At 43.9% G+C, this 15,892-nt stretch carries 11 protein-coding genes; 1 reads left to right on the forward strand and 10 read right to left on the reverse strand.

What is annotated here, in order from left to right:
• Window positions 1–45: 45 nt before the first annotated feature.
• Entirely contained in the window at window positions 46–1,179 is a 1,134-nt protein-coding gene (locus FSB75_RS10500; RefSeq protein WP_146786748.1) for a hypothetical protein, read from the reverse strand.
• Window positions 1,180–1,371: 192 nt separating this feature from the next.
• Here FSB75_RS10500 and FSB75_RS10505 point away from each other — a divergent pair, with 192 nt between their 5' ends.
• A complete protein-coding gene (locus FSB75_RS10505; RefSeq protein WP_146786751.1) occupies window positions 1,372–2,751 on the forward strand; it encodes a site-specific integrase in 1,380 nt (459 codons plus the stop codon).
• A 248-nt stretch (window positions 2,752–2,999) separates the two neighbouring features.
• Here the strand turns inward: FSB75_RS10505 and FSB75_RS10510 are convergent, their stop codons facing one another.
• From FSB75_RS10510 to FSB75_RS10550, 9 genes are all read right to left on the reverse strand, one after another.
• Entirely contained in the window at window positions 3,000–4,277 is a 1,278-nt protein-coding gene (locus FSB75_RS10510; protein ID WP_146786754.1) for a hypothetical protein, read from the reverse strand.
• Window positions 4,238–4,534, reverse strand: a complete 297-nt coding sequence (locus tag FSB75_RS10515; RefSeq protein WP_146786757.1) for an ACT domain-containing protein — start codon at window positions 4,532–4,534, stop codon at window positions 4,238–4,240. The genes FSB75_RS10510 and FSB75_RS10515 overlap by 40 nt, the downstream gene beginning before the upstream one ends.
• A 511-nt stretch (window positions 4,535–5,045) precedes the next feature.
• On the reverse strand, window positions 5,046–6,971 hold the full coding sequence (nagB, locus tag FSB75_RS10520) for a glucosamine-6-phosphate deaminase (protein ID WP_146786760.1): 1,926 nt from the start codon (window positions 6,969–6,971) through the stop codon (window positions 5,046–5,048).
• Between the two features lie 155 nt (window positions 6,972–7,126).
• Window positions 7,127–8,029, reverse strand: coding sequence for an SMP-30/gluconolactonase/LRE family protein (locus FSB75_RS10525; protein ID WP_227990552.1), 903 nt, complete (start codon window positions 8,027–8,029; stop codon window positions 7,127–7,129).
• Between the two features lie 33 nt (window positions 8,030–8,062).
• Window positions 8,063–9,739: a beta-N-acetylhexosaminidase gene (locus FSB75_RS10530; RefSeq protein WP_146786764.1), complete on the reverse strand. Its 1,677-nt coding sequence runs from the start codon at window positions 9,737–9,739 to the stop codon at window positions 8,063–8,065.
• The gene (locus tag FSB75_RS10535) at window positions 9,723–10,946 is read right to left on the reverse strand and encodes an MFS transporter (protein ID WP_146786767.1); all 1,224 of its coding nucleotides are present in this window, start codon (window positions 10,944–10,946) and stop codon (window positions 9,723–9,725) included. Before FSB75_RS10535 ends, FSB75_RS10530 begins: the two co-directional genes overlap by 17 nt.
• Window positions 10,943–12,505 (reverse strand): sialate O-acetylesterase, encoded by a 1,563-nt coding sequence (locus tag FSB75_RS10540; RefSeq protein ID WP_146786770.1) that lies wholly within the window; start codon window positions 12,503–12,505, stop codon window positions 10,943–10,945. Before FSB75_RS10540 ends, FSB75_RS10535 begins: the two co-directional genes overlap by 4 nt.
• Window positions 12,502–15,063 carry an alpha/beta hydrolase gene (locus FSB75_RS10545; RefSeq protein ID WP_172623116.1) on the reverse strand — a complete coding sequence of 854 codons (2,562 nt, stop codon included), beginning with the start codon at window positions 15,061–15,063 and terminating at the stop codon, window positions 12,502–12,504. Before FSB75_RS10545 ends, FSB75_RS10540 begins: the two co-directional genes overlap by 4 nt.
• Before the next feature lie 82 nt (window positions 15,064–15,145).
• Entirely contained in the window at window positions 15,146–15,835 is a 690-nt protein-coding gene (locus FSB75_RS10550; RefSeq protein ID WP_146786776.1) for an aspartate/glutamate racemase family protein, read from the reverse strand.
• Window positions 15,836–15,892 lie beyond the last annotated feature (57 nt).

Here is a 15,892-nt window from a genome sequence, read left to right on the forward strand (position 1 = left end):
ATTCTGGAAAATAGACATTGCCGCCTTGTCCGCACAGATGCCTCCTCATTGAAAAATCTGTAAAGCAACGGCCGCTTCCCGTTTTGCCGAAACGTGTTCCGGCAGCGGTGTACCGTGACGCCTGTCGTGGTCTCCTACAAAACCGCCATGGGTGCGCCAACCCATTTTCGTAAACCGAGGATTGTCAATAACCACTTGTTGCAACCGGAGTAATTCTTCTTCGGAAAGCGCTTTTTGCCCTGCCTGCCCGATGGCCCTGCCCCAACGTTGGATTCTGTTCTGCGGCGGCTGCTCTCCTTCAATGGCGTATGATGCCTTCGAATCTTTTAATAAAAGAAAGGCCGCCGTTCTCGCCATTACATCAGGATGGATTTTACCGATCATCTTTTTAATCCGATCCGAAAGGTTTCGGGCCCGGAAATCGTCCAGTTTTTTCGTGCGACGTACCAAGGGGCAAAATTCCGGCACGCCGGGAAGATTGTTTCGAACCCGGTGACGTTTGGAAGGATCGGCGGCAGCGCCGTACTGCAGGCTCTCGTCCAGTAAGTCAATGTAGTTACCCGAAGCAGCATCGGGCAGGGGCAGTTTTTGCGCCGTTAGCCATTCGTAAAGAAACCAAATGCGCCGGCTATACTGACCGGTAGGTTCCTTGCTGATCCAGTTTAGCCATTCGCTTTGCTCAATCTGTTGAAAAAGTTTTTTGAAGACGCAGAGATCAAGGCCTTCGTACTTCAAAGCAAAGGTTAAGTGCCCCATAACAGAATCTTCGGGCCGGTGCCTTGGGGTTTGTATTGTCCATTCGTCCCTTGTGTACTGCTTATGCTTTTGACTAATCAAGGCTAAGCGGTCAGGCAGCGGTACTGCCAAATCGTAGTAGTTTATTAAAGCAGCATAGCCAGCCAGATAACCCTCTTCCGGCAGATCTCTGCCGTGAAAAATGCTTACAAGCGGTGAAAAATCATTACAAACGAATCTTCTTCTGGAAATATATGTATCAATAGGGATGATGATTTTACGTTTCCGTTTATGTTCAGGCTGTGCCATGACTGTTGGCCTAAAGTATGAGAAATTAAATGAGTAACTAGCGGCGACTAACGTCGTGCCAGGGCATGACTCCAAGAAGTGAGTTGTTCCCAGACTACAAAAGAAAAATCCCCTGCGTTCACCGGTGAATCGCAAGGGATTGAGTCAAATTGAAAGTATCTACGTGATCCCGCTGGGATGTGTTGAAGGTTTTTGAACCTTACGGTGGTTTACAAGCCTTGACAATAAGAAGCTGGTATTCAAGGTATTCTAACAAAGCTGCCTTTTTCTTCGCGCTACCTTTACAAAGAGTAACACTACTTAATTCGACTAAAAATTCGACTAATTATGTTGTTACCGATTAAATTCATCTGTTCTGAAAAGAAGGTCCGAAGGGACGGCACTTCCATAATTTTTATTCAGTACTGTTATAGCTCCGACAACAAGACCTTGCTAAACACGGAAATTGCCATTCCACCCAGGTACTGGCAAAAGAAATTCAGCCGCATTTCCGAAGATTTACCGGAGGAATACGGACAAGCAGCTTCGTTAAACAAAGAACTTCAACGGCTCCTGCGACTGGCAGAAGACATCATTCAATTTGCGCTTGATAAAAAATATCCCGATCCCGTACAATTCGTTAAACAAACCTTTCACCCAGCATTTCTTATTGACTCGCTTGAAAACGTTACCATCGAACTGCATAAGAAAGCGGAGAAAGTCAACCTTGAATTTTTCTTCCAGTTCAAAGAGTACATCAAATCAAAAGAAACAAAGGTGACACCCGGCATGATGAAGGTATTCAACAACGTGTGCGGGGTGTTGCTTGATTTTGAAACCTACCGTGCAACTGAAATTAAGTTCGAAGAAATTGACTACAATTTTTACGAAGAGTTGGTGGAGTACCTGCTGTATCACCATGTTCACAAACGAAAAAAAGAAGAAGTCAAAGGTCTTAAGCTTAGTTCTGCAGGAAAAATCATCAAGCAATTGCGCATCTTCCTTCGGAACAGGATGCGGAAGAAAATCATCTCTCCCATCAACTTGGAGGATTTCAAAATCCTGGACGAAGAAGCAGATGCGGTGTATGTAACATCCCGTGAAATCATGCAAATCTTCCGTGCCGATTTATCCACTCATCCACACTTAAGAAAGTATCAGATGCTGTTTGTTTTTGGCTGTCTTACGGGATTGCGGTTTTCCGATTTTTCCACCATTGAACCGAACGACGTAAGAAATAAAATGCTTTACAAAAAACAGGGCAAGTCCGATGGCTGGGTTGTCATTCCCCTCAAAGACGAAGCCTATTACATTTTTGTCAATGAATTTAACAAGCGTATTCCCAACATCACCAATCCTGATTTTAACTGGTACATCAAAGAAGTCGCGAAATATGCTGGGCTAACTCAACCCATTAAATTTTCGCACAAAAAAGGAACCAAAGACGTTGTTACCGTTAAACCAAAGTACCAGTGGATCACGTCGCATACCTGTAGGCGCTCGTTCTGCACGAACGAATTTTTAGCCGGCACACCAGTGGAGTTAATTATGAAAATCAGTGGGCATAAGAGTTTGCGCGATTTCTATCGCTACATTAAGATTACCCCTGAAGAAGCCGGACAAAAAATAAGAGAACTCTGGGAAAGGCGCGGCGACATGAACATGGCAAATAAAAAGTACACCGACGGCTCGCATGTCTCAGCTAATGGCATTCCCATGCCTGAATAAGCTAACCCAACAGACCATGGTTTCACGTTTCAGCAAACCTTGTAACTACACAATCTTTTTGAAAATCAATAGCACTTTACATAAGTAGAACTTTTAAACAAGGCGGTATATCGCCAAGTTGCCGAAAGCGTCTTATCTCAAAAGAGAGAATAAACAGGCTATCACCCGACGGATACACAAGCGGTGGTTGTCTAACCAAAAAACTGAACCTGCTGCCTATCTCGCCAGTTGTCAATAGTTTCCCGTTGCTAAGGAGATAAAAGACCGTGACCCACATTCAACAAGCCGTTGCGTTTTGCAAAACGATGTGTTGACAGCTCCAAATAATCCGTTATTCGAAAATTGCTTAGTTTGTTATGCGCCTCCACTTGCATCAAGCGAAGTTTGAATTGCAAATCAATTCTTGCCTCCGATTTTTGATTCAGCCCAAGAAGCGTAAAATCCAGAACCTTACCGTGGTCGTTGCCAACCAAACAAAGTTGAGCGGCTTTGTAACAGAGCCTTAGTTGCCTCTCGGGGTTTTGCAGGGATTTTCCATACATATAGACTTGGTCAATTAAGCTCGCATCATAATGTTTCTCAAACAGAAAAAAATTAATCTTAGCCAAAAGCGGGTAAAACAAATCCGGAGACCGCTTCAGGAGTTCAGCAGATTGTACGAGGGTGGCTCTTGCCTGTAGTTGAAACGCAGCTTCGTTTAAATAAGAGGCGCCTCGTTGAAATTGCACTAATTCCAATTCGGCCATATCGGGATATTGCGAGAAAAGGTCAACCCAACACTTTGCTGATTGAAAGAAAAGGTTGGTCTGGCTTCTCAATAAATAATAGTAAGTCTTTGCTTGGAAGAAATAAAGTTTGGGATAAAACGACAAACTTTCTTCGTCAACCTTAGAGTACGTCCCATATATTGCATCAACATTTTCTTCTTCTTTCGTATTTGTGACAGAACCGTATTTTTTATAAAGACCAAAAAGAAGCATCGATTGATTGGACATTTGCCCCATCAGCTGTAACTGGTGGCTACAAGCCTGCATCTCGTTGTTTAAACTTTTTATCTTCGCTTGCTCACAACTGCCATAGATCAATTCAATCTTTTTTTCCATGACCAAGGCTTGAAACAGAAACGATACCTGGTGGCGGGACGATGCCAAGTTCTTCAGGCGTTTCAAAACTTTTCCCGCTTGTACGACAAAACCTTTTGCATACAAGATGTTGGCGTGTTCCATTAGCTGGTGAAGCTGCAGTAAAATGCTCTCGTCGTTTTTGCCGATCCGTAAGCTGTCCAGAATTTGATTATAGAGATGCCCCTTTAAGCTGGGTAGCTGCTGGCACTGAACGCCTTTCATTTTTCTCACCAGTAGCTTTTCATCGTATTGCTCCATGGAATTAAGAACCCTAAAAATTACCAGGACGTTTAGGCTTTCGCTGTTGCTGTTTCGTTTGGCATAACGGTTGAAACTTTTCTTTTCACACTTGGTCAGGCTTTTTACAAGGTCGAAAAGCTCTCTGGATGTTCTGTTTTGCATACCGGTTCGTTTTGTTGTTCAAAAAATTTTACGGACGTGATGTCAATTTGTTTTTCCAGTTGTTTTAAAAGCTTCAACACACTCTCGTTGCCTTCTTCAACGGTGAACGTGACGTGGAGGAGTTCATCGCCCGATTTTACGTTGGAATGAAACGAGATTAGCTGCATTCGCCTTCGGGTAATTGCCGAAAGAATTCTGATTAACAAGGCATCATTTTTTTCTGCTTCAACGATGTACATAAAATTTACTCGGTGCATTGCTTTGATTTTAGCGCATAAAAAAACCCGCCTCGTTGGAGGCGGGTTTCTATTTTTCTAGTTGTCGTTATAGATAATTTTCGCCTCCATGAAGTGCAGGTATAACAATGACCACCACAATAATAATTGCAGTGATGAAGGCCGCTATACTATATAATCTCTTACCTGACATGAATGCGAATAATTTCAAAGTTGCAAGTTTCTTCAATTAAAACAATGGACCGAAAAATCTTTTTTTCAACATAAACGTTGATGCCATGGACATCACATCTTTGTAAATTCCTGCAGCCGAGATTCAAAAGCCCTAAATTCTGTTTGCGAAAAACTCTTTTTGTGTTTTGCTGTATGGATTACTTTTTCTTCTGCCTCGACAGCCCTTATTCGCTTTTGCACGAAAAGAACAATCAGCAATTTGTCATTCGTTAACAGTTACAGCATCAACCACCTGAATGCCTAAGGTAAAAGGCCGCTGTAGAAACAACGGCCGGCGATTGCTTGCTATATGAAAAAATTAAAACTGCTGCCAACGGACAAAAGCCTCCATTGCTTCGTATTCAGCAAGGCCCAATTTATTGTACAAGTCGGCGGTTGCCTTGTTGCGGTCTTCGGCCCGTTGCCAAAACTCGCGGTTGTCGCTGCCTTGAAACACAACGCCGTCTTTTTGCGACTGATGTTTAAAGATTCCGGCCCGCTTTTTCAGTACCTGGTCGGGACTCATGGGCACGGCCATTTCAATGAGATCAATGTCCCACTCGGCCCAGGCACCTTTGTAGAGCCAAATCCAGCAATCTTTTATAAACGGTTTTTCTTTCAATCCATTTAATGCAGCAATGATTCCATCCAAACAAACTTTGTGCGTGCCGTGGGGATCGGCCAAATCGCCGGCGGCATAGATCTGGTGTGGTTGTACTGCTTCAATTAGTGCCGCAATGAGGACAACGTCTTCAGTTCCGAACGGATTTTTGTCAACGGTGCCGGTTTCATAAAAAGGCAGGTCAAGAAAATGCACCCGCTCCATTGGAATGCCAACAAAGCGGCAGGTATTTTTGGCTTCACCGCGGCGAATCAATCCTTTTACGTAACGCAACGAAGGGATATCCTTTTCACCGTTCTTTTTTGTTTTCAGAAAAGCTTCCGCTTCATCAAACATCGCCACGGCTCGCGGTGAGCTTATCACAAATTTCTCGTTGTAATCCTTTACAAATTCAATAAAGCGAAACGCTTCATCGTCAGCAACGGCAATGTTGCCCGATGTTTGATACGCCACGTGCACTTCATGTCCCTGGTCCACCAATCGCTGAAACGTTCCACCCATTGAAATGATGTCATCGTCTGGATGAGGCGAGAAAATCACCACGCGTTTTTTTGCGGGTTCGGCTCTCTCGGGTCGGTTGTCGTCGTCGGCATTTGGCTTGCCACCCGGCCATCCGGTGATGGTGTGTTGCAACCAGTTGAAAACTTCGATATTGATGTCGTACGCTTGTCCGTAAAGCACCAACAAATCGCTCAAGCCGTTTTCGTTGTAGTCGTTGTTGGTAAGTTTTAAAACGGGCTTGCCTACCGTTAAGGCCAAATGCGTAACGGCCTTTTTAATCATCTGCTGATGCCACACCACCGTATCTGTAAGCCAGGGCGTTTTTTTTCGCGTTAGCTCCGATGCCGCAGTCTCGTCAATCACAAAACAGGCATTGTTGTGACCTTGCAGATAAGATGCCGGCACAAACTCTGTGACAGGACCTTCCACAGCTTGTTTAACGATGCCGGCTTTGTGTTCGCCCCAAGCCAACAACACAACTCGTTTGGCTTTCAAAATGGTGCTCACTCCCATTGTGATGGCTTTGCGGGGAACGGCCGCAAGCCCACCAAATTCAACCGCCGCATCAGAGCGAGTCATCGGGTCAAGCGTAATTAGACGCGTAACCGAGCTACTGTGCGACCCGGGTTCGTTGAAACCAATGTGGCCGTTGCGACCGATGCCTAGCAGTTGAAAGTCAATCCCTCCATACTCTTCAATCTTTTTTTCGTATTGCTCGCAATGCGTTTTTACCAATGCTTGCGGCATGTCGCTGTCCGGTATGAAGCAAAATTCATGAGCGATGTTAACGTGCCGAAAAAGATTCTCTTGCATGAAGTGATGATAGCTTTGTAAGGACTCCGAAGGCAAGCCGTAATATTCATCCAAATTGAACGTAACAACGTTTTGAAAATGTAAACCTTCTTCTTTGTGCATGCGCACCAATTCGGCATACACCCGCTTGGGTGTAGAACCGGTAGCCAAACCCAAAACTGCGTATTCGCCCTTTTGTTGCTTGGCCCGAATCAAATCCGCTATCTCGTTTGCAACGGCTTTTGACGCTTCGTGCGCCGTAACATGAACATGCGTTGGAAGTTTTTCGTAGTAAACAGATTTGTGCTCCTTAAAAATTTCTTTCGTCATTGTGAACGTTTGAAGTCGATTGTTCCGTACAGTCTCAGGCGAAGGCTATTCATGGCCAGTCTTTGCGGTGCTGACATAACAAAAAGATTAGGTTTACCACAACTGTTAAATATGCCTTCGATTCCGGTCATTGAGTTAAACGCGCCGGAATTTGCCTACTGATGCCGGTTAAAAACAAAAGCCTCTTCGCCTTTGTACCCACTGTTTTTTAAAACGAAAACAGATCCTGCAAGCGGCTGTTCGTTTAACTCAGTTTCAGTAAGCCCTGCTCTTGCGGATGTGATATAAAGGTCATTCAGTTCATCGCCGCCAAATGTGCAGGAGGTAACGTTCGCAACCGGTAAAGAAACGCTACCCAATTTTCTTCCTGTGTGCGGATTCCACCTTGATATTTGCCAACCGTTCCAATGGGCAATCCAAAGCATGCCTTCATTATCGATGGTCATTCCATCGGGAACGCCGTCTTCTTTGGGAATGTTTATAATGACTTTTTTGTTGCTGAAATTTCCTGTTCCGATATCATAGTCATAAGAACGAACTTCTGATATGGGAGAATCAATTTGATAAAAAGTTTGATGATCCAAACTCCAGGCCATTCCATTTGGAACAGAAAGATTTTCTAATTTCTTTTCAACAGAACCGTCAGCTTTTAGCATGTAAAAACTTCCTTGCTTCTGCTGCTTCGAAAGCGACATAGTGCCCGCAAAAAACCGTCGGGCGGGATCGCATTTGCCTTCATTGAAACGATTACCGGACAAATGTTCTTCAGGGTCTATTATTTTTTTTATCTCACCGCTGCTCCTGTTGATAAAGGCAAAACCCGATTGAAGCGCCGCAATGAAATCGCCGTCTTTGCACAGCGCCACCGATCCAATCATCTCACGAACCGGAAGAACGCGGTGCCATTTTTCAACGGGACTGTGTTCGTGAATTTCCCCTTTCAAAATATCAATCCAAATAATTATTCGTTTTTCAAAATCCCACACAGGTCCTTCGCCAAGCTGGCACTGATGTTCCAAAACAACAACTGGCTTCAGTTTCTCTATTAAATTAATCACCGAATAATTTTTTTTTGAAGTGGCCGCCTTCAATTATTGACTCGATGTGTTGTCAAAATTTTTATAATAGCTGCTGTTCCAAAATTGGTATCGCGGCACGGCGGTTTGTTCCAGTCTGCGTTTGAAATCATTTATATTTTTTCTGTTTTTATCCGTCCACAACACTTCACTTAAAGCCGTCATTCTTGGAAAGATCATGTATTCAACCTTGCTCGGATAAGCCATGTATTCCGTCCACACGTTGGCTTGCACGCCCAACACTTGTTTGCTCAAACCTTGCGCAGCAATTTGCGCCGGGATGGGTTCAAACAAATAAACCGAATCCCAAGGCGTGTAACCGCCAATGGCCAGACTGTCTTTTTGTTTTGATTGATAATAATCGAAATACAAAGGTTTGCCCGGACTCATGATGACTTCGTGTCCGTTTTGTGCAGCCGTGATCGCAGCCTTCACGCCGCGCCAGTTCATGATGATGGCCGATGTGTCCAGGCCCGGTTCCAAGATTTCATCCCAACCAATTACTTTTTTTCCCTTTGCCGTTACATCTGCAATGGCTTGTTCGATAAAATACGTTTGCAATGCGGTTTCGTCTTTCAAGTCGTGTTCCTTCATAAAGGCTTGCGTTCGCGGATCGGCTTTCCACCAAATCTTGCTGCATTCATCGCCACCTACGTGTATGTATGGCGAGGGAAAAAGATCGGCGATCTCGCCAAACACCGCTTTTAAAAAAGCGAAGGTTTTTTCATTGGGCGCCAGCACGTTGTTTTGCCGGTTGAACATACCCCAGGCTGTCGCTACGTCCCAGGTGGTATCAGGGTTTGTACTCAATTCGGGATAAGCTGCAATGGCGGCACGACTATGACCCGGAATATCAATTTCAGGAATGATGGTGATGCCTCTTATCGCAGCGTAATGAATGATGTCCTTTATTTCATCTTGTGTATAAAAACCACCGTAACGGGTTCTGTCGTAACGAGCAGGCGTGTCTCTAAAATGTCCAATCAATGTTGAATCACGCCACGCACCCACTTCTGTTAGTTTGGGATAGCTTTTAATTTGGATTCGCCAACCTTGATCATCGGTTAAATGCCAGTGAAAGGTGTTGAATTTGTGAAAAGTGAGATAGTCAATGTATTTTTTGATAAAGCTTACCGGAAAGAAATGACGGCTTACATCCAGATGCATTCCACGGTAGCGAAAGCGGGGATAATCTTCAATAGAAAGGGCAGGCAATGAAATGTTTTCCGCGGCCTTTAACGGCAGCAATTGCAACAAGGTTTGAATGCCGTGAACGATGCCCATTACATCCCGCGCCACAATTTTTACACCGCTGCTTTTTATATCGAACACATACATTTCCGGTTTGTTCGCACGTTGATTATCGAAACCGAGAACAACGGCTGCCGCATTTTTAGGCGGTTTGTTGTGCAGGGAAAGGTGAAGCCCTGTTTGGGTTTCTATCTGCTGCTGTAAATACGTTGCTTGAGCCAAAAATTGTTTGTCTGCAACAATTACGGTTTTGTTTGTTATGATAACAGTCTTACTCGTTCGCAAACGAAAAAAAACAGGTTTTGGAATGATGTTATTTAGCGAAGAATTGTCAACGTCCTTTTCCTGCGCAGAACAGAAAACTGGAACGGTAAAAAGCAACAGCGCCAAAAACTTTTTTAATTTCTTTGCGATTGAAAAAACATCACGCAGGCGATTCATCGTAATAATCTTTTTTGAAATAAAATAAAATAGCCAGCAAGATCAGCACGGCAGCAACCAAATAAAAAACACTTAACAAGCCAATGCCGACTGAAAGGCCGTATTGGGTTTTGATAATCCCCAGCAACAATGGTGCAAAGGCACCGGTAAGAAAAGCAAATGAGGTCATCACGCCTACCGAAGACGCTCTGTATCCTGGTTCAATCACATCAAACAAAGCGGCAAATAAATTGGAATCATAAATACCCCTGAAAAAACCAAAGGCGGCAAGCGCCGCATAACTAACGTATAAGCTTGGTGTGCGGGCCATGATGAAAATAAAAGGTGCGCCAAACAACAAACCAATGAATTCCGTTTCGAGCCGCGTGGTTTTTCGTTTCACTGAAAATTTATCGGAAAGCTTGCCACCAATAAGCACCCCCAAAAAAGCCAAACCGAAATGAAAGAACATAGAAGTAAAACCGGCAGTAGCTAACGAAAGATGAAATTTCTCGAAATAAAAAGTAGCCATCCAGGTTACGAAACCAACGTTTACAAAAACCATGGCACCAAAAGCAAGACAAAGCATCCACACGGTTTTTTTTGCGAAAATATGTTTGGCTACCCGCCAAACAGAAAGACGGCTTTGGGGTACTTCCTGAGGCACATCTTTCACCCGGAAAAAAACATAAGCCACCAAAATCAATCCACCCATGCCGAATGTATAAAACGAATACCGCCAACCCATTCTTTCGCCAATGTAAGCCGCAATAAAACCACTGGCCACGATGCCGACGTACAGCGATGTTTGGTGAATGGACAGGGCCATCGCTCTTGTTTTTTGATGGTATTGGCTGATGAGCGAAGTGGCTGCCGGATAATAAACCGCTTCGCCACCGCCCGTTACAATGCCCCTGATAAGAATAAGCGAAAATAAGCTTCCGCTAAAGCCCGTGAGCAATGTGCCGACACTGAATATCAGCAGGCTAAAAAAAACGATCCATTTTCTTTTCAACAGATCACTGGCAAAACCCGCAAACGGAACAACGCAACCGTAAACGATGGTGAAGATGGTGGCGATTGTACCAATTTCCACATCGGATAAATGCATGTTTTTTTTGATGAGGGGAATTACCGCATTAAAAATCTGCCGGTCGCCCTGATTAAAAAAATAGGCAAGCCAAAGGATGATGACGAGTTCCCATTTGTATGGAAGGCTTTTTTTCAACGGCTGCTTTTGGTTTTTGATTTATGCATTTCAACGCTTTGCTGAAAAGGGAAAGCCGGCAAGCCTGAACTGTTTTTAAGATTGGCGTTGGATATTTCCAACCACGCATACCGAACAACCAAGGGGTCTTTTACATTATTATTCCAAACTTTCACCTGATGGTTTTGGATGGTTGCTTCCGCAGGAACAAAGAGAAGGGAGTTTGTTTTTGAATCTTTATATCCTATTTCAAAACCCTGCGGCTTTTTATCATCAATGGTGAACAAAGTTTGATCAAAACTGACTAGCAAGCCATGACCCACTTTAGAAACGGCAAAACATTCAGGGCCTTTATAAACACTGTTTTTAAACCCGTAACTTTTTGCCTGTGCAATCAAAGCCAATCGTTCACCCACTTCTTTTTTATGGGTGAAATGAATGTTGTTCATGTTGCCAACATCAACCGTAATTGCCATGGCGGTATGAGCCACTGTTTTCATTACATTATACTGAGCCTGCCGAAGCTTTGCCGCCGCACCCAAATCGCTGTAACCAAACGGTGCAATCTGAACAAAATAAAAAGGCAGGTCTTCATCATTCCATTGCTTGCGCCAACTTTTGATGAGCGCCTTGAATAAATTTTGATAGAGGTTGTTTTCAGAAACATTCGATTCGCCCTGATACCACAACACACCTTTAAAACAAAACGGTATCAGCGGTTGGATCATTCCATTGAACAAAGCGCCTGGTTCGCACCAGGGTTTTGAATAGTAATAATAATTTCTTGGTTCATCTGGCTTTGGCAAATTGTTATTGCCGGATTTTTTTTGTTCTTCCCACTGCTGTACAGCAAGATGATATTTTACTGAATCCGCGCCAACCTTTTGCGGAATTTCTTTCCAGCGCTGCAAGAAATAATGCAACGAGTCATCGGCTTGCAAAACTTCTTTTGGTGTCCAGGCTTCAGCAGGTGTCCCCGACCAACCGGAACACACAATGCCAACGGGCACCTTTAAATCATTACAAAGTTTCCGGGCAAAATAATACGCCACGGCAGAAAAAGAAGCGGCGGTTTGAGGCGAAGTGATTTGCCATTGGCCTTTGCAATCCCGAAAAGGTTCGGGGCCAAATTGTTGCTGCACACCAAAATAACGAATGGAAGGAAAATCGGCTTTTGCAATTTCACCCTTTGCGCTGTCGCTGTACTTCAACGGAAAGGTCATGTTCGATTGTCCGGAGCAAAGCCATACTTCACCGATCCATACATCGTCGAGCTCTATTAGATTTTCACCGCTGATCTTTATTTTATAAGGCCCGCCGGCGGTTGGAGTTGCCAATTCAATTTTCCAATCTCCCGATGCAGCAACTTTGGTGTGAATTTTACTTTCTTGCCAGGATGCTTCAACGGAAATTTCTTCACCCGGCGATCCCCAACCCCAAATCGGTGCCTTTGTTTTTTGCTGCAATACCATGTGGTCTGCAAACAGCGCCGGAAGTTTTACGGCTGCGTTGCTTGCGCCGTAGAAAAACATCGTCGCCAACAGAAGAAAGAACCTACCGGTAAACTTTTTTATCATCATGGTTGAAAAGAAGGAACGATAGCAGAAGTGTGTTTCTTCGTTGAAACAATTGCTATCTTTTTATTGTTTCCAATGATAGTAGCTGCATCGGCTGCAGTTAATTTTTCGCCCAAACCGTTGATAGGGTCAATCCATTGTTGCTTTGTTGCAAGACGAGCCAGGGCTGGAATATCAAAATCGCACAAAACACCCGGCAGCCAGAAATAATCAGAGCTAACTGCGTAATATTTATTCGCAACTAATTGTTTGTAGGATGTCAACGTTCCGTTTGTAATTACGCCGGCCACACGAGAATCATAAATGCTTGCCAGCAAGGCCCACAAACCGCCGATGCCTTCGCCGTACACAAAGATTTTCCTATCCTTAAGCTCGTTGCGTGATTGAATAAAATCAATGCCACGCATTACATCAAACGTTCTCATACCCGTCATCGTGCGACCAAACCCCGGGCTTTGAATGGCAAGACAATCGTGTATCCATTGCGGCGCCGTGCAAGCCGAATATTTAACCGGCAACGGCAAAGAAGCCGTTGGACTTGTTTCACCAACGCCTCTCACATCAATGGCCAATACAATGTTTCCTTTTTGTGCCAATGCAAAGGGAATCGACGTTTCAGTATAACTGCGTGGCTTTCCTTGTTCAGACGCATAAACATAAACCGGTGCTGAAGAATTTATTTTTTTTGGTTTGATCAAAAGTGCAGGGATCAACATTCCTTCTTCGCTTTGATAGGTTAGTTTCTCCACTGAAAGATCGCCGCAGTGGATTGTTTCAACAGAATGAGCGTTGATGCTGCTTCGTTTTTCATTCCCGTTCAATCCAATTCTGGCGGCAATCCGCTGTTTTAACTCATTGTCATTTTTTACGGGCTTGTATATTTTTTCCAATTCCTTTTCGTTAAGTGATTGCCCGCTTTCGCCGCCAAGCGAAACAAGTGTCAACCCGCTTTTTGTAACCCACAAATTCTCCTCTTCTTCTGGATGCAAGGTTGCTTCGGTTGTGCCTTCATTTTCTTTTCCAAACCAACGGTTCAACCATTCATACACAGCTTCTCTTTTTGGCAGCTTTATGTCGTGAACACCGTCCACCATTTTTATTTCAGCCCGGTCTTTGTTGTAACCTAAACCTTCCATGAATAGTTGAATGTCCTCAATCTTTTTCCGATGCGGTGCTTCTTCGCCTGATTTTTCGCCAACGATTATGCGAACCGGACGAGGGGCTATCAAACTAAATATTTGACGGTCTATTAAGTTTTGCCCCGGCAAATAATTTTTTTCCATCTGACCACCGGGATGACCAGCCGCACAAACCTTTATCCGATGATCGAGGGCGGTAATCAATAGGGCCATTTGCCCGCCGCCTGAATTGCCTACCGCAGCTATTTTGCTTGTATCTACTTCGGGTCTTGATGTCAGGTAATCCAACGCTCTTGTGGCGTCCCAGGCCCGCAAACCAGACAAGGTGCGGTTAACAAGAAAAGACGGCCTGCCCAAATAATAATGTTGATCAACGGCTCCATCAACGTTCTCTGTTTTTGTATTTGCATTAAAGTATTCAACCCGCTCTCCCTGACCGACGGGATCAAAAACTAAAACCGCATAACCTTTCAGCACCAAACCCAAACAAGTGCTGTGATACAAAAGATTGTTCTTGCCGTTATCGCTATGGCCGCAAGTGAAAAGAACGCCGGGCACAGGCAACTTTCTTTCTTTCGGTAAATAAAAATTAGCGGTTACGTAATAATGCGGACGGCTCTCGAAATAAAGCTTTTCAATGGTGTATTTTTCACGCTCAATCTTTCCCGTGATTACCGGATGCAAGGCTGTTTTGGCTGGAAATTTTCCAAAGAAGCTGTCCAAAATTTGGCGGGTTTTATTTTGTTGTGCTAACCATTCCTGTGGCGTTTTTAATTGCTGAAGTTCTCTCACCCGCCCTTTCATCAGGCTATCAATGCGGTCATTTACAAAATGCGGAAGAAACCCTCTTGCCGTTTGCTTTTCGTCAGCCGTTTCAAACAGTTGAAGCGTCTCCGGTCTTTTTAAATTTTGCAATTGGCCTTTGAATGCGCCAACCGGCGTAAGCACCAATTTTTCAATGCGGCATCGTTCCGTTTTATCGCCGGTGAACAGCAACGAAATTTTACTCCATTGTTGGATGTTGATTCCGGCAATTGTTTTCTTTTTAAAAGCAAAAGCGTTGAAATCGTTTTTGCTTTCTTCATCAAACGGAATGCTTCCGGCTTGTTTGCCGTTTATCAGTACGGCCAGTTCTGCTTTCCCGCTTTTTTCATCTACATAAAACAAAGTGAGATCGTAACAGGCAGACGGTTCGAAAAAATTTATTTCCGCCACGCCGTTGCTCGTACCTTCTTTTAATTGGATACACCGTTTCTTGTTAAAATCCCTTATTTCCAAACCGTGAATTAACAAAGGTTCATCAATCACAACAGGATCGGCATTGATTCGTTTGTGGTTTTCATTTGGCGAGAATGCCAGCCCTTCCCTTTTTACAAAAGGCAAGAAGGCAAGCAAAATAAACGGAGCAAATAATAGTTTCATGACGTTAATTGCAAACGGTAAAGCGCCTTTTGAATGAAAGGCAAAAAGCCTGGCCTTCAAGTTCAGCGCAATGGAATGATATTTACTGCAATGAAAATTCGACTGCTGCCTGCGAATGCAACAGACCTGTATCAAACGTAGGAACCGGAACATCCTCCGCATGAATCAATAACGGGATTTCTGTACAGCCAAGTATAATGCCCTCCGCGCCTTCTTTTACTAATTTGTCAATGATTGCGAGGTAGCGCCTTTTTGTTTCAAGTGTAAAAACACCTTTCCCCAATTCGTTATAAATGGTGTCGTGAACAAATTCCCTGTCTTCTTCATTCGGAACAATGACTTCCATTCCCCGCTGAATTAGTTTCGATGTAAAAAAGTTGAGCTCCATTGTAAATTTTGTGCCGAGCAAGCCAACCTTCTTTAGGCCAGCTTTTTCAATTTCCATTGCGGTTGCCGTTGCAATGTGAACGACCGGCAAGCCAATTTCTTTTTCAATCCTGTCTGCCATCAAGTGCAGGGTATTCGCACACAAAACAATGCCTGTTGCGCCAGCAGTTTTAAAATGACGGCAAGCCATTGCAACCATCTCGAAAGTTGCTTCCCAGTCATCCGAATCAATGTTCTTTTTTATATCGGCATAATTGAAAGAATAAATGATGCACCGCGAAAAATTAAGGCCGCCTAAGGCATCGTTTATTCCCTCGTTGATCTGCCTGTAATAGTTGATCGTTGAAACCCAACTTACCCCGCCAATAAGACCAAGCGTTTGCATTATCTACTAATATTTTAGCTGCGGAAAAATTGTCTCCGCTATAAAGTTGCTGACGTT

This window comes from Flavisolibacter ginsenosidimutans (genome assembly GCF_007970805.1).
Classification (GTDB): Bacteria; Bacteroidota; Bacteroidia; order Chitinophagales; family Chitinophagaceae; genus Flavisolibacter; species Flavisolibacter ginsenosidimutans.